At 68.1% G+C, this 14,731-nt stretch carries 17 protein-coding genes and 1 pseudogene; 10 read left to right on the forward strand and 8 right to left on the reverse strand.

Annotation, left to right across the window (positions count from 1 at the left end):
• The first annotated feature begins 5 nt into the window (after positions 1-5).
• Both ABZ803_RS03620 and ABZ803_RS03625 read left to right on the forward strand, forming a co-directional pair.
• Positions 6-152 (forward strand): hypothetical protein, encoded by a 147-nt coding sequence (locus ABZ803_RS03620; protein WP_357032248.1) that lies wholly within the window; start codon positions 6-8, stop codon positions 150-152.
• A gap of 39 nt (positions 153-191) precedes the next feature.
• A complete protein-coding gene (locus ABZ803_RS03625; RefSeq protein WP_357032251.1) occupies positions 192-1,169 on the forward strand; it encodes an NAD-dependent epimerase/dehydratase family protein in 978 nt (325 codons plus the stop codon).
• 37 nt (positions 1,170-1,206) lie between these two features.
• Here the strand turns inward: ABZ803_RS03625 and ABZ803_RS03630 are convergent.
• A pseudogene (locus ABZ803_RS03630) lies at positions 1,207-1,620 on the reverse strand (PadR family transcriptional regulator); the annotation flags it as partial.
• Positions 1,621-1,706: 86 nt separating this feature from the next.
• On the opposite strand from ABZ803_RS03630, the gene ABZ803_RS03635 reads away from it, so the two are divergent.
• Both ABZ803_RS03635 and ABZ803_RS03640 read left to right on the forward strand, forming a co-directional pair.
• Positions 1,707-2,123 carry a nuclear transport factor 2 family protein gene (locus ABZ803_RS03635; RefSeq protein WP_357032684.1) on the forward strand — a complete coding sequence of 139 codons (417 nt, stop codon included), beginning with the start codon at positions 1,707-1,709 and terminating at the stop codon, positions 2,121-2,123.
• Complete coding sequence (locus ABZ803_RS03640; RefSeq protein ID WP_357032254.1) at positions 2,120-3,004, forward strand: SGNH/GDSL hydrolase family protein; 885 nt, start codon at positions 2,120-2,122, stop codon at positions 3,002-3,004. Before ABZ803_RS03635 ends, ABZ803_RS03640 begins: the two co-directional genes overlap by 4 nt.
• A gap of 29 nt (positions 3,005-3,033) precedes the next feature.
• On the opposite strand, the gene ABZ803_RS03645 is transcribed toward ABZ803_RS03640, so the two are convergent.
• On the reverse strand, positions 3,034-3,423 hold the full coding sequence (locus ABZ803_RS03645) for an RICIN domain-containing protein (RefSeq protein WP_357032257.1): 390 nt from the start codon (positions 3,421-3,423) through the stop codon (positions 3,034-3,036).
• Between the two features lie 330 nt (positions 3,424-3,753).
• Here ABZ803_RS03645 and ABZ803_RS03650 point away from each other — a divergent pair, with 330 nt between their 5' ends.
• The 3 genes from ABZ803_RS03650 (at position 3,754) to ABZ803_RS03660 (ending at position 7,620) form a co-directional block, all read left to right on the forward strand.
• The gene (locus ABZ803_RS03650; RefSeq protein ID WP_040867509.1) at positions 3,754-4,110 is read left to right on the forward strand and encodes a hypothetical protein; all 357 of its coding nucleotides are present in this window, start codon (positions 3,754-3,756) and stop codon (positions 4,108-4,110) included.
• Positions 4,111-4,369: 259 nt separating this feature from the next.
• Positions 4,370-5,827 carry an NAD(P)/FAD-dependent oxidoreductase gene (locus ABZ803_RS03655; RefSeq protein WP_357032260.1) on the forward strand — a complete coding sequence of 486 codons (1,458 nt, stop codon included), beginning with the start codon at positions 4,370-4,372 and terminating at the stop codon, positions 5,825-5,827.
• Positions 5,828-5,877: 50 nt separating this feature from the next.
• Positions 5,878-7,620 (forward strand): GMC family oxidoreductase, encoded by a 1,743-nt coding sequence (locus ABZ803_RS03660; RefSeq protein ID WP_357032263.1) that lies wholly within the window; start codon positions 5,878-5,880, stop codon positions 7,618-7,620.
• A gap of 29 nt (positions 7,621-7,649) precedes the next feature.
• Here the strand turns inward: ABZ803_RS03660 and ABZ803_RS03665 are convergent, their stop codons facing one another.
• Positions 7,650-8,312, reverse strand: a complete 663-nt coding sequence (locus ABZ803_RS03665; protein ID WP_357032266.1) for a maleylpyruvate isomerase family mycothiol-dependent enzyme — start codon at positions 8,310-8,312, stop codon at positions 7,650-7,652.
• Between the two features lie 76 nt (positions 8,313-8,388).
• Between ABZ803_RS03665 and ABZ803_RS03670 the strand changes: the two genes are divergently transcribed.
• Both ABZ803_RS03670 and ABZ803_RS03675 read left to right on the forward strand, forming a co-directional pair.
• The gene (locus tag ABZ803_RS03670; RefSeq protein WP_357032269.1) at positions 8,389-8,844 is read left to right on the forward strand and encodes a MarR family transcriptional regulator; all 456 of its coding nucleotides are present in this window, start codon (positions 8,389-8,391) and stop codon (positions 8,842-8,844) included.
• A gap of 26 nt (positions 8,845-8,870) precedes the next feature.
• Positions 8,871-9,353 (forward strand): hypothetical protein, encoded by a 483-nt coding sequence (locus ABZ803_RS03675; protein WP_357032272.1) that lies wholly within the window; start codon positions 8,871-8,873, stop codon positions 9,351-9,353.
• Between the two features lie 28 nt (positions 9,354-9,381).
• On the opposite strand, the gene ABZ803_RS03680 is transcribed toward ABZ803_RS03675, so the two are convergent.
• The 3 genes from ABZ803_RS03680 to ABZ803_RS03690 all read right to left on the reverse strand — a co-directional run bounded on the left by ABZ803_RS03680 (position 9,382) and on the right by ABZ803_RS03690 (position 10,909).
• On the reverse strand, positions 9,382-10,158 hold the full coding sequence (locus ABZ803_RS03680) for a DUF1206 domain-containing protein (protein WP_357032687.1): 777 nt from the start codon (positions 10,156-10,158) through the stop codon (positions 9,382-9,384).
• 264 nt (positions 10,159-10,422) lie between these two features.
• Positions 10,423-10,692, reverse strand: a complete 270-nt coding sequence (locus ABZ803_RS03685; RefSeq protein ID WP_357032690.1) for an FAD-dependent oxidoreductase — start codon at positions 10,690-10,692, stop codon at positions 10,423-10,425.
• A 19-nt stretch (positions 10,693-10,711) separates the two neighbouring features.
• Complete coding sequence (locus tag ABZ803_RS03690; protein WP_357032275.1) at positions 10,712-10,909, reverse strand: hypothetical protein; 198 nt, start codon at positions 10,907-10,909, stop codon at positions 10,712-10,714.
• Between the two features lie 206 nt (positions 10,910-11,115).
• On the opposite strand from ABZ803_RS03690, the gene ABZ803_RS03695 reads away from it, so the two are divergent.
• Positions 11,116-12,648 (forward strand): acyl-CoA synthetase, encoded by a 1,533-nt coding sequence (locus ABZ803_RS03695; RefSeq protein WP_357032278.1) that lies wholly within the window; start codon positions 11,116-11,118, stop codon positions 12,646-12,648.
• Between the two features lie 9 nt (positions 12,649-12,657).
• Here ABZ803_RS03695 and ABZ803_RS03700 read toward each other — a convergent pair whose 3' ends face one another.
• Together ABZ803_RS03700 and ABZ803_RS03705 are read right to left on the reverse strand one after the other, a co-directional pair.
• Positions 12,658-13,605, reverse strand: coding sequence for an alpha/beta hydrolase (locus ABZ803_RS03700; RefSeq protein ID WP_357032281.1), 948 nt, complete (start codon positions 13,603-13,605; stop codon positions 12,658-12,660).
• A 112-nt stretch (positions 13,606-13,717) separates the two neighbouring features.
• Positions 13,718-14,602, reverse strand: coding sequence for a TetR family transcriptional regulator (locus tag ABZ803_RS03705; RefSeq protein WP_357032284.1), 885 nt, complete (start codon positions 14,600-14,602; stop codon positions 13,718-13,720).
• Positions 14,603-14,731: the final 129 nt, after the last annotated feature.

Below are 14,731 nucleotides of genomic sequence, written 5' to 3' on the forward strand. Positions count from 1 at the left end.
CGGGCGTGACCGAACCCGGAAACAAGAACGCACCCGAACTGGGCGACCAGACCGACACTTCCCACCCTGACGACCTGGACCTCGATACCCGCGAAACCCCCGAGGACGAGGACGTGAACGAAGCGGCGGGCACCGTCGAACCACCCGACTGAGTACGGTTTCACCCACGGCGGCCGGGGAATTCCGGTCGCATGGGTATCACTGTCGCCGTCACCGGGCCGACCGGCGAGATCGGCATCTCCGCCGTCTCCGCACTCGAACTCGACCCGGCGGTCGACCGGATCCTCGGAATGGCACGCAGGCCGTTCGACCCCGCGGCACACGGCTGGACCAAGACCGAGTACCGGCGCGGCGACATCCTCGACCGAGCCGCGGTGGATGCCTTGGTCGCGGATGCCGACGTGGTGATCCATCTGGCGTTCGTGATCATGGGCTCGCGGGAGGAGAGCGCGCGGGTGAATCTCGCGGGCACCCGTAATGTCTTCGAGGCGACGGTGGCCGCCGAGCGGGTCCGCCGCCTGGTCTACACGTCCTCGGTCGCCGCCTACGGCTACCACCCGCGCAATCCCTCGCCCATCACCGAAGACGTGCCGCCCGAGGGCTCGCCCGAGCACTACTACTCCGAGCAGAAGGCCGCGTGCGAGGCGGCGCTCGCCGAGATCACCGCCGGTTCCGGTCTGGAAGTGTTCGTGCTGCGGCCGTGCATCGTGGCCGGACCGAAAGCGCCGGCTCTGCACGACCTGCCCTGGGAGAAACTTCCCGGCCCGCTGCGCACTCTGGCCCGCTCGAACCCGCTGTTCAAACCGGTGATTCCCGACCCGGGCCACCCACTGCAACTCGTCCACCACGACGACGTGGCCGCCGCCATCGCGCTGGCCGCCACCGCGCAGGCGCCACCCGGCGCCTACAACATCGCGGGCGATGGCACTCTCACCCTGTCCGAGGTGGTCGCCGCGCTGGGCGGCAGGCCGGTGCGCGTTCCCGCGGTCGCCGCCACCGCCGCGTCCGCCGCTCTCGCCCGCCTCCCGTTCATGCCCGCCACGCTCGAATGGCTGCACATCGTCCGCACTCCCGTGGTCATGGACACCAGCCGCGCGAAGCGGCAGCTCGGCTGGGAGCCCGCGCATACCTCCGCGGAGACCCTCGCGGCGCTCGCCGCCGCCCGCTGAGCCGCCCGGTCCGGGATCCGGACGTCGTCGCGGATCGCTACGTGTGCGCGGCCATCCGCCGGTCGATCACCGACAGGGCGAACTCCGCCCAGCGGACGTTCTCCTGTTCGAAGGAGATGCCGCGCAGCAGGGTGAGATACGGGCCGACTCGTTCGGCCTCCGCGAGATACGCCTGCTCGCTGCGGCCGTTCAGCAGCCGGGTGCGCAGCCGTTCGTATCGCGCCAGTTTCGCCTTCGACCAGTCCAGGCGCTCGGCCACCGTGGCGCGCACCGCCGCGGCGTCCTCGACGTCCATGCCCTGGACCTTCACCATCATCTCGTCGCGGATGGCGGTGGGTCTGGCGGGCTCGGCGACGAACTCGTGCAGCGCCGCGCGTCCGGCGGGGGTGATGGAGTGCAGGCGCTTGTTGGGGCGGCGCTCCTGGTGAACGATCCGGGTCTCGATGAGACCGTCGTCCTCCGAGCCCTGGACATCCCACGTGAGCCGCAACTACAGTTCAATTCACCTATTCAATTTCTTGAGTATGCGAGGTGCACATGCATCCCTTCCGGGCAGCCGTGGAGGCCCGCGACGCCGCCGCCATCGAGGCACTCCTGGCCGACGACGTCGTGTTCACCAGTCCCGTGGCGTTCAAGCCCTATCCGGGCAAGGCCATCACCGCCGCGATCCTGCGCGCGGTGATGCGGGTCTTCGAAGACTTCCGCTACGTGCGCGAGATCGCCGATGCCGGCGGCCGCGATCACGCGTTCGTCTTCGAGGCCACCGTCGACGGCAAGCAGCTGACCGGCTGCGACTTCCTGCATTTCGACGATGACGGCAAGATCGACGACTTCACCGTCATGGTGCGCCCGCTCTCGGCCGCACAGGCCCTGGCCGCGCGGATGGGCGAGCAGTTCGAGCGCATCAAGGCCGAAGCCACCGCGCAGCTCGCGGGTGAGGCGAGCGGAGCATGAGCGACTACGACGCCGTGGTGGTCGGCGCGGGCAGTGCCGAGCCGGCCGCCGCGGCGTTGCAGCGTGCCGGCGCTCGCGCACCTGCGACCCGCGGCGGTTACTCGCGGTATGTCGCTCTCGGCGACAGCCAGACCGAAGGCGTCGGCGACGGCGACGACCGGATCGGAGTGCGCGGCTTGGCCGACCGCCTCGCCGAACGGCTCGCCCAGGACAATCCCGATCTGCACTACGCCAATCTCGCGGTCCGCGGCAAACTCGCCCGGCATGTCCACGCCGAACAACTCGATGCCGCGCTCGCCCTGCGACCGGACATCACTACCGTCATCGCCGGGGTCAACGACATCCTGCGACCGGGATTCGACGCCGACGAGGTCGCAGGCCACCTGGACTCCATGTTCGCCGCGCTCACCGCGCAGGGCGCGGTCGTGGCCACGGTGACCTTTCCCGACATCGCGCGCATCACCCCCCTCGCCCGGCCGTTCAGCAGCCGCGTCACCGCGCTCAACCTGCGCATCCGCGAGTCGGCCGCGAGCCACGGCGTCGTCGCCGCCGAAACGGCGCGGCACGCCGCGGTCACCGATCCCCGTCTCTGGAGCCCCGATCGGTTGCACGCCAGTCCGCTCGGGCATCAGCGCATAGCCGACGCTTTGGCGCACGCGCTGCGGCTGCCCGGCGCCGACGACGGCTGGACCGGCCCCGTGCGGCCACCACTGGTGGCACGAAGCCCGGTCTCCGCGGCCGCGCACGAACTGCGCTGGGCGGCAACCTTTCTCGGCCCATGGCTACGACGCCGGGCCACCGGACGGTCCTCCGGTGACGGCCGTACCGCCAAACGCCCCCGGCTACGCCCGGTTCGCGACCACCTGAACCCGATGGAATAGCCGCGATCGGCGCGGCGAAACCGCGCCGGTCATACTTTCCTGAATATCCACTTCTCCCGTTCGCTTTCTCGATTGACCAGCAACTGCGGTTGATTGTTCTGGATGACGCCGATGACGAATTCGTCGTCACTGGTGGCGATCGGGGATATCTCCGGGAACTCGGGCATATCCCAGCCACAATGCTCGTCGGCACACAGCAACCGCCCGTTCGCACGATTCGCCGTGAGGTGCCCGCCGGTTTTCTTGTTGACGATGTCGAAGTCGCCCTCTTCGGGATTGGCCGGGCACGTCCACAGTTGGGCCTCGTCGTCGGCGGCACGCTGTCGCATGGTCACACTGTCCGCGCTGCCGTCGACCGCGAGTGCTTGGCCGGTTTCATAGTTGATGATTTGATATGTGGTGGCAGTCTTCTCAGCCATGGTCTCGTCCTCACTGTGTGAGCGCACCGCTACCGAGCTCGACACCGCCGGTGACGCTGCGCTGATCTCGTAGTCGTCGTCCGAGGCGAATCGCCGGGAGCAAGTACAGCAGAATCGGCGCCACGCCGAAGCGAATTGCATCAGCCGTGACCTGATCGCCGTCGTCTCCCGCCACCCGATCCGGAATCGCGCACTATTTCATCCGAAAAAGGTGAGGGAAGCCCCGTTGCGTATTCATATGCTGCGAAGCGGCGCGAGAAACCCTGCCATCCAGCGACGTTCGCGCCGATATTTCGGACCCCGTGTGCACGATTCGAAGGGAGACGACCGATGACCGGAACCGGCATGGACGCCAAGCGAAAGACCGTACCTCTGTCATCGCTGACCGAGGGGACGCCTGCCGAGCGAAGCTCGTCCGGCTGGTACAAGCTGTACAACGACACGGATATGCATGTCTCGATCTACCGGCAAGAATGGGACAAGCCCAAATCGCTGTTCATTCTCGCCCCCGGCCAGACCAGCTCGGAATACGAGGCCGGGCACGAGATCTACATCCTCTGGATAACGAACGTCGGCACCGAGTCGACACCCATCACCTGGGACAGTTCCGGCGGGTTCAGCTGCGAGTACGTGCAGAGCGGCTACACGCAATCGAACCAAGTGAACAACGTGAGCTCCTTCCTGTAGGTGACGGCTACGGAGATATCGCGATGAATGCCCTGCATACCGGGCCATCGGGGCCGCGCCCGAGCTGGTCGGCGTGCCCGACCCGGAGCCCGGGCAGGTGCTGCCCCGGTTGCACGAGGGAAAGATCACCGAGCGCGCGGTGATCCTGCCCAACGGATGAGCCGAAGGGCGGGATCAGCCGCCGACGTGGCCGAAAGTGTGGATTTTGTGACCTCAGGTGTTTGGCCTAGGTCTTTGTCGAGGTCATAGCGTTGTCGCCATGAGCACACCTTCGATCGTCATCATCGGCACCGGATTCGGCGGGCTCGGCATGGCGATGGAATTGCAGCGTGCGGGCCTGCACGATTTCACGATCCTGGAGCGGGCCGAGGACGTCGGCGGCGTCTGGCGAGAGAACACCTACCCGGGCGCGGGCTGCGACATCCCCTCGCCGCTGTATTCCTATTCCTACGCGCCGCGCATCGACTGGCCGAAGCGATTCTCCCAGCAGCCCGACATCCTCGCCTATCTGCGCGGCATCGCCCGCGATCACGACCTGCTGCCCAAGATCCGCTTCCGCAGCGAGGTCACCGAGGCCGAGTTCGACGACGCAACGGGCCGCTGGACCGTGCGCACCGCCGACGGCACCCAGCTGACCTGCGATGTGCTGATCTCCGCGGTCGGGCAGCTCTCGCGGCCCGCGCTGCCGAACATTCCCGGTGTGGAGAGCTTTCGCGGCACGGCCTTCCATTCCGCCGAATGGGATCACGAGGCCGACCTGACCGGCAAGCGGGTGGCGGTGATCGGCACGGGCGCCAGCGCGGTGCAGTTCGTGCCCGCGATCGCGCCCTCGGTAGCGCATCTGACGCTGTTCCAGCGCTCGGCGGCGTGGATCATGCCGAAGCCGGACGTCGAGTACAAAGCGTGGCATCATCGCGCCTTCCGGCTGCTGCCGGTCACCCGCCTCACCGAGCGCTTCGCGTTCTGGCTGTTCTGCGAGTTCCTCTCCCTGGGCATCGTCGACGTTCCGGTCATCCGCAAGCTGGTGACGCGGATCGGCCTGCGGCATCTGCGGCGTCAGGTGGCGGACCCGGGTCTGCGGGCCCGGCTGACCCCGGATTATCCGGCCGGCTGCAAGCGGGCGCTGTTCTCCAACGACTACCTGCCCGCGCTCACCCGGCCCAACGTGACGGTGGAGACCACCGCGATCACCGAGATCACCCCGGAGGGCGTGCGCACCGCCGACGGTGCGCTGCACGAGGTGGACGCCGTCATCTACGGCACCGGGTTCAAGGGCACCGAATTCCTCTGGCCCATGCGCATCTCGGGCCGGGGCGGGCGCAAACTGGCCGACGAGTGGTCGCAGGGCGCTCGGGCGTATCAGGGCATCACGATGCCCGGCTATCCGAACTTGTTCCTGATCTACGGCCCGAACACCAACCTCGGTGTCGGCTCGATCGTCTACATGATCGAATCGCAGGCCCGCTACATCCGCCAGGCCGTCCAGCGTGTCGCCGATCGCCCGGGCCACGTGCTCGAGGTGCGTCCCGAAGTCGAGGCCCGCTTCGATCACCTGCTGCAGCAGCGTCTCGACCGCACGCCGTGGAACTTCTGCTCGAGCTGGTACCGCAACGCGGCCGGGCGGATCACCAACAACTGGCCTGGCACGGTCACCAGCTACCGGTGGCGCACTCGCAAGCTCGACGCCGCGGACTTCGAAACGAGGAAAGTCGCTTGACCCGGCCCGCCTCTTCCGCGGCAACAACTTCGACAACTGGTGGAGATCAGATGACGTTCGACTACGACGTGGTGGTCGTCGGTTCCGGCTTCGGCGGCAGCGTGACCGCACTGCGACTGACCGAGAAGGGGTACCGGGTCGGCGTGCTCGAGGCGGGAAGGCGCTTCGCCGACGACGAGTTCGCCGAGACCTCGTGGGACGCGAAGAAGTACCTGTGGGCGCCGGGTCTGGGTTGCTTCGGCATCCAGCGGCTGACGCTACTGAAAGACACCTTCATCATGGCGGGCGCGGGGGTCGGCGGTGGCTCGCTGGTCTACGCGAACACGCTCTACGAGCCGCCGGACAAGTTCTATCAGGACCGCCAGTGGGCGCACATCACCGACTGGAAGGACGAACTCGCTCCGCACTACGACCAGGCCAAGCGGATGCTGGGCGTCACGGCCAACCCGGCGACAACACCGTCGGACCGCGTGCTGGCCGAGATCGCCGAGGAGATGGGCGTCGGCTCGACCTACCGCAGCACGCCCGTCGGCGTCCTGTTCGGCGGCAACGGCGCGCGGCCCGGTCAGGACGTGCCCGACCCGTACTTCGGCGGCGTCGGCCCCGCCCGCAGCACCTGTACGCACTGCGGCGAATGCATGACCGGCTGCCGTCACAACGCCAAGAACACCTTGGTCAAGAACTACCTCTATCTCGCCGAGCAGGCCGGGGCGACGGTACACGCGCTCACCACGGTGACCGACGTGCGTCCACTGCCCGGCGGCGGCTACGAGATCGCCACTGTCCGCACCGGGCGCTGGGTCCGTAAGGCGCGCCGCAAGTTCACCGCCGAGCAAGTCGTCTTCGCCGCAGCCGCCCTTGGCACTCAGAAACTGCTGCACCGGCTGCGCGACCGCGGTTCGCTGCCGGACATCTCCCCGCGGCTGGGCGAGCTCTCGCGCACCAATTCCGAGGAACTGCTCTCGGTGCGCAGCCGCCGCAAGGACTCCGATTTCACCAAAGGGGTGGCGATCACCTCCTCGATCCACCCGGACGACGACACCCACATCGAGCCGGTGCGCTACGGCAAGGGCAGCAACGCCATCGGCCTGATCGGCACCGCCATGATCGACCCGGACGGGCACACCCCCAAGCTGCGCCTGTGGGCGCGCACGATGCGCAAGCTCGGCCGCGACGCTCTGCACCTGCAGAACCCGCGCGGCTGGTCGGAACAGATGATCGGGCTGCTGGTGATGCAATCGGTCGACAACTCCATCACCACTTACACCAAACGCGGTCTGTTCGGTCGCAGGATGACCACGAAACAGGGTGTGGGCGAACCGAATCCGACCTGGCTTCCGGCCGGGCACGAGGTGGCCCACCGGGTCGCCGACAAGATCGACGGCATCGCGGGCGCCGGCTGGAGCGCCCTGTTCGACATCCCGATGACCGGGCATTTCATCGGCGGCTGCGTCATCGGAGACTCTGCCGAAACCGGCGTTGTGGATCCGTACCATCGGATGCACGGATATCCGGGGCTGCACGTCATCGATGGCTCGACCATCTCGGCCAACCTCGGGGTGAACCCTTCGCTCACCATCACCGCGCAGGCCGAGCGGGCCGCCGCTCTGTGGCCGAACAAGGGTGAGCCGGATGCCCGTCCGCAGCTCGGCGCGGCCTACCGGCGCATCGCCCCGGTGCCGCCGCGCAATCCGGTGGTCCCGGCCGATGCGCCTGCCGCGCTACGGCTGCCGATCGTCGAGATCAAAGGGCCGGTCGTCCGGTCCGAACCGGCCGGCGACCAACACGGCTGAGCACCGGAATCGTGGTCGGGTGATCCGGGTCAGGCGCTGCTGAGGCGTTCGGTCAACGGCGCCAGACCCGGGCCGGCCAGGTCGCGCAGCCGCGCCGTACGTCCGGTGACCGCCAACAGCAATGCCGTGACCGGACCGTGGACCTCGGGCCCGGTGCCGTACGACCAGTCGATATCGGTGGCGCGCAGGCGGATCCCGCGCAACCGCCGGCGATCGAAGACCGGCCGGCCGAGAGTGACCGCGTGGGCGATAGCCATAGCGGCGGCCGCCGGGGGAAGGTCGAGAGTACGTCCGAGCGGGATGGCGATGTCCTGGCCGTGGACCACGGTGTCCATCAGGACGTTGCGGTAGTTGGTCAGCACCGGCATGCGGCGTGCGGCCGCCTGGTCTCGGATGCCCGAAACCAGCTGATCCACGGGCACTTCCGCGTATCGCCTGGCGAGCAGATCGACCAGACGATTGTAGTCGCCTCCGACGCGCAGACCGGTCGCGATCATGACGCCGACCGGCGGCGGGGACGGTGTCATCGCGAGGTGGGCGGCCACATGCCGGACACGCCAACCGGCGCAGAGGGAGGGATGATCCCACTCCTCCGCAGACAGCTCGGCCAGCAGGCCCGCGATCGCGTGGCGCTGCTGCTCGACGACCTGCCAGCTGCTCTCACGGTCGAGGACTGTCGATCGGGCGGGCATGAGGGCACCTCCGATATAATTGGTCAGGCTATCTGACTAATATTGTCAGCGTCTCGTACCAACGTCAAGGAGCGTGATGGCGGAGGAGATCAACGTCGGCCTGTTGATGCAGATCGCGTTTCGGGCGATGGAGCAACGGGTGCTGACAGCTCTGACCGACTCGGGATTCGGCGACATCACCGTCGCGCAGGCGCGGATAGTCGCCCAGATCGACGCCGCGGGCACCCGCCTGACCGAACTGGCCGAACGAGCGCAGATCACGAAACAGACCGCCGGCTTCCTCGTCGACCAGGTCGAACGTGCCGGTTATGTGGAGCGGGTCCCCGATCCGAGCGACCGCAGGGCTCGCCTCGTGTGCCTGACCGAACGCGGCGAGCAAGCGGCCGGTTTCGCCAATTCGGTGGCCGAACGCGTCGAGCAGGAATGGGCGGCGCATCTGGGCGCCCAGGGAATGCGGCAGCTGCGACAAGCGCTGAATCGCCTGCGCGAGATCACCGACCCCTACCCCGCCGCCGCACGCACCGACCGGTAGCGATCAGAATCGGGAGCGATCATCACATGAGCGAAGATCAGGGTCCTACGCCACTGCGCTACAACCAGACCGGCCTGCGCGGAAGGCTCGCCCGGTTGCTCGTCGAGGAGGCCACCGACGAGATCGATTGGCCCGCGGACCTTCCAGCCGGTACCGACACCGTGGTGATCATCGATGACCAGCCGAACCCCCATCACACCTTGCGCGTGCACCCGCCGGACGACCCCACGCGCGTCGCCTTGGTCGTGTACGACCAGTTGGCGCTCCGCGACGACCGGCCGCGCATGGATCCGCGACGAATCGAGCTCAATCGCAGGCACAGCCGGGAGATGGGTTCGCTGTTCGCCCGGTTCCTCGACGCCCACCCCGATGTCGAATCCGAAGTGCACGCAGCACAATCGACTCCGGAGCAAGAGGACGCGTGGACTGCCTTCAGCACTGAACTCTTCGCTCGGCAACAGGCCGAGCGATCGGCCCTTGCCGCGAAGATCGAAGCCGAGCGGCGGTAGGCGACGACGCCGCCCACCTTCGCCCGATTCACACCGGAACCCCTCCGTACGTCCGCCGGTATTTCGCTTGCAGGAACGACAGGACCCCGAACGCCATCAAGCCGAGGGATACCAGGATGAGCAGCCAAGGACCGAGGGTACTGCCGGCGAAATCGTGCAGTACCGCATCGACGCCCTTGACGTTCGCCGGCTCGTATTTCGCGGCCGCCACCACCGCGGCGAGCCCGATCCCCATGACGATCAATCCCCGCGCCAGATAACCGAACCGGCCCAGCCAGATCACGCTTTCCCGGGACGCCTGGGTCATCCAGCCCATCCGCAGGTCGTCGACGAAAGCCAGACGAAGCCCGCGCAGAGTGGTCAGGACGCCCAAGGCGAGGATGACCAAACCGATCAACAGGACGACCACTTGCCCACCGTCCCAGGCCAGGATCCGGGCGGTCACGTCGCGTGCGACGGCCTCACCGGGCTGCGGCGTCCGGCCGTCCACGACGAATCGCAGGATGACGAAGAACGCTATGGCGTAGACCAGCCCGATGGCCAGCGCGCGCAGGCGAAGTCCGCTCGGGCTCCCCGCGGGCGCGCCGGCAGCCTGCGCCAGCCGCCACGCGGCCAAGGCGGCGAATCCGAGGGCAAGGATCCACAGCAGGAGATATCCCAACGGTTTACCGGCGAGCGCGGCGAGCGCCCCGCCCGCGGTCGGCTCATGTTGCGCGGTGCCGACCGCCAGCATGAAGGCGAGAATACCGATGACGAGGTAAGCGATTCCGCGTGCGATGAAGCCGAATCGCGCGGCCCCCGCCAATCCCCCTGATCCCGCGTGCCTGCGCGGACTCCTGGTGTCGCGCCGCCATCGGCTGCTATACCGGCTGCGCCAGCGGCTTCCGTAACCGCTGCGCCACCGGCCGTACCCCCCGCTGCGGGTGCGGCGCCGTCGATATCTGTCAGCACTTCGGAACAAGCTCATGATTCTCACCTCTCCATGGACCGTATTGCCCACTTCGGGTGGAATAACCGGACGAACATCGTCGAAAAGCGTGCAACCGCCGCGCCGCTCAGGGAGCGGCGGTCACTTCGGGACAGCCAGATAATCCTGGCCGGCGTCGACAGCCCTGCGGGCGCTCTCCGCCGCGGACTCGATGGTGGACGGCAGATCGGTCCGGGTCCGGTCACCGGCGCGGAAGAGCCCGCGGATGGGCGTCGCCTGACTCAGCCGCAGCGACTCGAATCCCGGATGAGCGGAGAAGGTGGCGGCCAGACCGCGTTGCCCGCACGGGGATTGCCCGCCGGCGCGCGACGGCCGATGAAGCGCGGGGCTTGGGTGAAGGTGAAAGCCGATACCCGGTCGGGCTTCTCGTTCAGCAGGCGATCACGAGCTGGTGGAGGGTCGGCTTCCGCAGCGACTCGGGCACGCCGATGTCGCGGAACCAGCGGTCGGCGGTCATCGCGTCCGGCTCCGGCGGCGGTTTCCACGCCGCGGCGCCGATCCGCGGCCAGGTCCGCCTCGCAGCGGGGCGGTCCGGCCACGGGATCGGCGGCCAGGCCAGCCCGGCCACCTTTCCGGCGCTACCGCCGCCCCACCCCGGAGCGGACGCCTGGAATTGTGCTGAATAAACCAGAATCTCCGTTTACTTTCAGCTATCGTACGGTGGCAGAGCAACCGCTCTGCGGGACACCGGGATGCCGGCGCGGCCGAGGATCCGGGGAGCCCGCGCAGGCCGGGCGGTCGGGCACCGACCGCTCCGTTCCACCGAGGAGCCGCATGTACCCCGGCGCACACGTCGACCGATTCCCTGACAAACCGGCTGTTGTCCGCGCCGAGAGCGGTGAAGTGCTGACCTATCGGGAACTCGAGGAGAACTCGGTCCGGCTGGCCCGCCACCTGCACGACGCGGGGTTGCGCAAAGGTGATCATGTCGCGCTGCTGTCGGGGAACGACCCGAAAGTCTACGAGGTCTACTGGGCGGCATTGCGAACCGGGCTTTACATCACCGCCGTCAACCGGCATCTGTCGCCGAGCGAGATCAGCTACATCGTCAACGACTGCGGAGCCAGGGCGCTGATCGTGTCGGCTGGTCTCGCCGGCGCCGCCGAACAGATCGTGGCGCAGACCCCCTCGGTCGAGATCCGCCTCGCCTTCGGCGGCCCGGTGCAGGGGTACAAGTCCTATGAGGACGCCCGGGCGGCGGCCGCGCCCGAACCCCTGCCGGACCAGCCGCGCGGCGCGGACATGCTCTATTCCTCGGGTACCACCGGACGGCCCAAGGGCATCGAGCAGCCCCTGCCGGACCGGCAGGTCGGCGATGCGCCCGGCGACACCTATACCGCGATCTTCGGCCCGCTCTACGGATTCGACACCGAGACGGTCTACCTCTCCCCCGCCCCGCTCTATCACGCCGCGCCGCTGCGCTTCGGTGGCGTGGTCCACGCGCTCGGCGGAACTTTGGTGATCATGGAGAAATTCGACGCCGAGCAGGCGCTGGCCGCCATCGAGCGCTACCGCGTGACGCACAGCCAATGGGTGCCGACCATGTTCGTCCGGATGCTGAAGCTCGACGAGGCGGTCCGCGCCCGCTACGACGTGTCCAGCCTGCGGGTCGCCGTGCATGCGGCGGCACCGTGTCCGGTCGACGTGAAGCGGGCGATGATCGATTGGTGGGGCCCGATTCTGCACGAGTACTACGCCTCGACCGAGGCCAACGGCGCCACCTTCATCGACAGCGAGCAGTGGTTGCGCAAGCCGGGCTCGGTCGGCCGAGCCGGTCTGGGGACGATCCGGGTGTGCGGCGACGACGGCGCGCAACTGCCCACCGGTGAGATCGGCACCGTCTATTTCGAACGCGACGAGATCCCCTTCGCCTACCACAACGACCCCGCCAAGACCGCGGAGGCGGTCCACCCCGAACACCCGACCTGGACCACCACCGGCGATATCGGCTACGTGGACGAGGAGGGCTATCTGTTCCTCACCGACCGCAAGGCCTTCATGATCATCTCCGGTGGCGTGAACATCTACCCGCAGGAGGTCGAGGACGCGCTCGCCCTGCACCCCCGGGTGCTCGACGTGGCGGTGATCGGCGTGCCGGACGAGGAGATGGGCGAATCGGTCAAGGCGGTCGTCCAACCGGCGCCGGGCATCGAACCGGGCCCGGAACTCGCCGCGGAGCTGCGCGACTACCTGCGCGAGCGCATCGCCCACTACAAGGTGCCGAAGAGTTTCGACTTCGCCGACGACCTGCCCCGCACCCCCACGGGGAAGCTGGTCAAGGGCAAACTCCGCCAGCGGTACGTGTGAGTGTCGCGCTCAGGCGGCGTAGGTGAGATCGGCGGCGCCGACCTCACCGGCCCGCGCCATCAGGCGTGCGACGGCCTCGGCCACCTGGCCGGGCTGCTCCAGGATCACGGAGTGACCCGCGCCATCGATCATCACGAAGTCCGAGTACTCGACGGCGGCGGCCATCGCGACGGAATGCGACGGCGGCGTCATCAGGTCGGCGGAACCGCACAGCACCAACGTGGGGATCCGGGAGAGAACCGGGAGCGCGTCGGTTCGGTCATAGACCATGAAGTCGCTCAAGAAGCTCGCCATCGTGACGATCGGTGTCTCGTTGCGCATCGCGTTGGCCAGGGCGAGCACCCGGGAGCTGACGTCACCATCACCGAATTCCGCGGTGCGGATTATCGGGGCGAAGAGCTTGCAGGCCGCGAGCTTCGCGTGGTGCATCAGGCGCGGGGCACGGCGGACGGCCGCCTGGAAGACGGAGACGACCGGGTTGCGCAGCACCCGCCCGAAGCCCGCGTCGGCGAGCCCGTCGGCAGCGGTCGCGAGGAGCGCGACGCCCAGGACGCGGGTGCCGATCTCGTGCGGGTTGCGGCGGGCATAGGTCAGCGCGGTCATGCCGCCCATCGAGTGACCGACGAGGACGACCGGTCCGGTGGGGGCCACGGCATCGAGAACCACTCGCAGGTCGCGGCCGAGCTGCTCGAGGTTGTAGGTCTGCCGGGGCGCCGAGGCGGACTCGCCGTGACCGCGGTGGTCGTAGCAGACGACCCGCGCGCCGGGGTTCCTGCGCAGCAGGGCGTCGCGAACGTAGGTCCAGGACTCGGTGCGCAGGCAATGTCCGTGCAGCAACACGACGGTGAGGTCCGCGTCGCGCGGACCGTATTCGCGAATCGCGAGTGCCACGCCGTCTTCGGTCCGGACCGTGGCACGCCGCTCCGCCGCGGTGGGGATTGTGCTGGGGATCGACATGGGATGCTCCGGTTCGCCGGCGGTGACACGTCTTACTGTCCGCCGTTCCAGCCGTCGGCATCAGGCCCCCGAGTGGTGGTGTCCGGTCCCCGAGGGTGTGGTCGAACGCCACCTAGGTGAGGCGGGAGCGATGCGGCTGGTTCGCAGGATGGATCCCGAGCACGCCCAGGGCGAAATCGCCGTACCGTGCGGCCACTTCCTCCGGCGTCGCCGGGCCGGATTCGCGAAACCACTGCGGGATGGCGGTGCACATGGTGGCGATGGCTCGACCCGCCGCCCGGATATCGGGAGTGGCGATGCGGCCCTCACCATGGGCCTCGGTGATCGCGTCGTCCAGGATGGCCTGGATGTCACGGCGGGAACGGGCGATGCGCACGCGTTCGCCCGGAGACAGACTGCGCATCTCGCTGGCGCCGATGAACCCGAGGTCGCGGCGGTGGGTGTGGAACAGGGCCAAGGCTTCGACGATCAGGCGCACCCGGTGCACGCTGTCGCGGCCCTCCGCGCGGGCGGCGCGCACGCGCCAATGCAGTTCGTCCATGGTCAGGTCGAGAATGCGCACCAGTAGCTCGTGCTTGTCGCGGTAGTGGTGGTAGAGGCCGGGAACGCTGGTGCCCGCCCGCCGGGCCAGGGCGCGCACGGTCGTACCGTGATAGCCGATCTCGACGAACGAAGCGAGAGCCGCGGCCAGCACCGGGTCGACGTCCAACGGAGCGAAGTCCCGCCAGCCGCCGTGTGCCCCCGGCTCGGCGTCGGTCCGGCCGTAGCTCGGCCGGGATACGGAGGCCATGTCACCGAGCAAGTGCGTGACCGGCACACCGAGCACATCGGACAACCGGGTCAGGCGTACAACCGAGATTCCGGTCTTTCCCGTCTCCACGGCGCTGAGCGTCGCGGGACTCACCTCGAGCCTGCGGGCCACTTCGCGCAGCGACAAGCCCGCGGCGCGGCGCGCACGACGGATCGCCTCATGTGGCGACGCGGCCTCATCTTCCATAGTGTTCAGAATAACTGAACGCAGAACTTTGAGCACTCCCGCCCGATATTGCTCGACCAAGGCACTTTGACACCGATCGCACCCAGTGAGACAGTGTTCAGATGGAGCGATCGTTCGGTCCGATGACGA

The sequence above is a fragment of the Nocardia sp. NPDC047648 genome (assembly GCF_040642815.1).
Taxonomy (GTDB): Bacteria; Actinomycetota; Actinomycetes; order Mycobacteriales; family Mycobacteriaceae; genus Nocardia; species Nocardia gamkensis.

Coding starts and splice junctions, on each gene's coding strand:
- ABZ803_RS03625 (WP_357032251.1), top strand. CDS start 192: ATGGGTATCACTGTCGCCGTCACCGGGCCGACCGGCGAGATCGGCATC.
- ABZ803_RS03635 (WP_357032684.1), top strand. CDS start 1,707: ATGCATCCCTTCCGGGCAGCCGTGGAGGCCCGCGACGCCGCCGCCATC.
- ABZ803_RS03640 (WP_357032254.1), top strand. CDS start 2,120: ATGAGCGACTACGACGCCGTGGTGGTCGGCGCGGGCAGTGCCGAGCCG.
- ABZ803_RS03645 (WP_357032257.1), bottom strand. CDS start 3,423: ATGGCTGAGAAGACTGCCACCACATATCAAATCATCAACTATGAAACC.
- ABZ803_RS03650 (WP_040867509.1), top strand. CDS start 3,754: ATGACCGGAACCGGCATGGACGCCAAGCGAAAGACCGTACCTCTGTCA.
- ABZ803_RS03655 (WP_357032260.1), top strand. CDS start 4,370: ATGAGCACACCTTCGATCGTCATCATCGGCACCGGATTCGGCGGGCTC.
- ABZ803_RS03660 (WP_357032263.1), top strand. CDS start 5,878: ATGACGTTCGACTACGACGTGGTGGTCGTCGGTTCCGGCTTCGGCGGC.
- ABZ803_RS03665 (WP_357032266.1), bottom strand. CDS start 8,312: ATGCCCGCCCGATCGACAGTCCTCGACCGTGAGAGCAGCTGGCAGGTC.
- ABZ803_RS03670 (WP_357032269.1), top strand. CDS start 8,389: ATGGCGGAGGAGATCAACGTCGGCCTGTTGATGCAGATCGCGTTTCGG.
- ABZ803_RS03675 (WP_357032272.1), top strand. CDS start 8,871: ATGAGCGAAGATCAGGGTCCTACGCCACTGCGCTACAACCAGACCGGC.
- ABZ803_RS03695 (WP_357032278.1), top strand. CDS start 11,116: ATGTACCCCGGCGCACACGTCGACCGATTCCCTGACAAACCGGCTGTT.
- ABZ803_RS03700 (WP_357032281.1), bottom strand. CDS start 13,605: ATGTCGATCCCCAGCACAATCCCCACCGCGGCGGAGCGGCGTGCCACG.
- ABZ803_RS03705 (WP_357032284.1), bottom strand. CDS start 14,602: ATGGAAGATGAGGCCGCGTCGCCACATGAGGCGATCCGTCGTGCGCGC.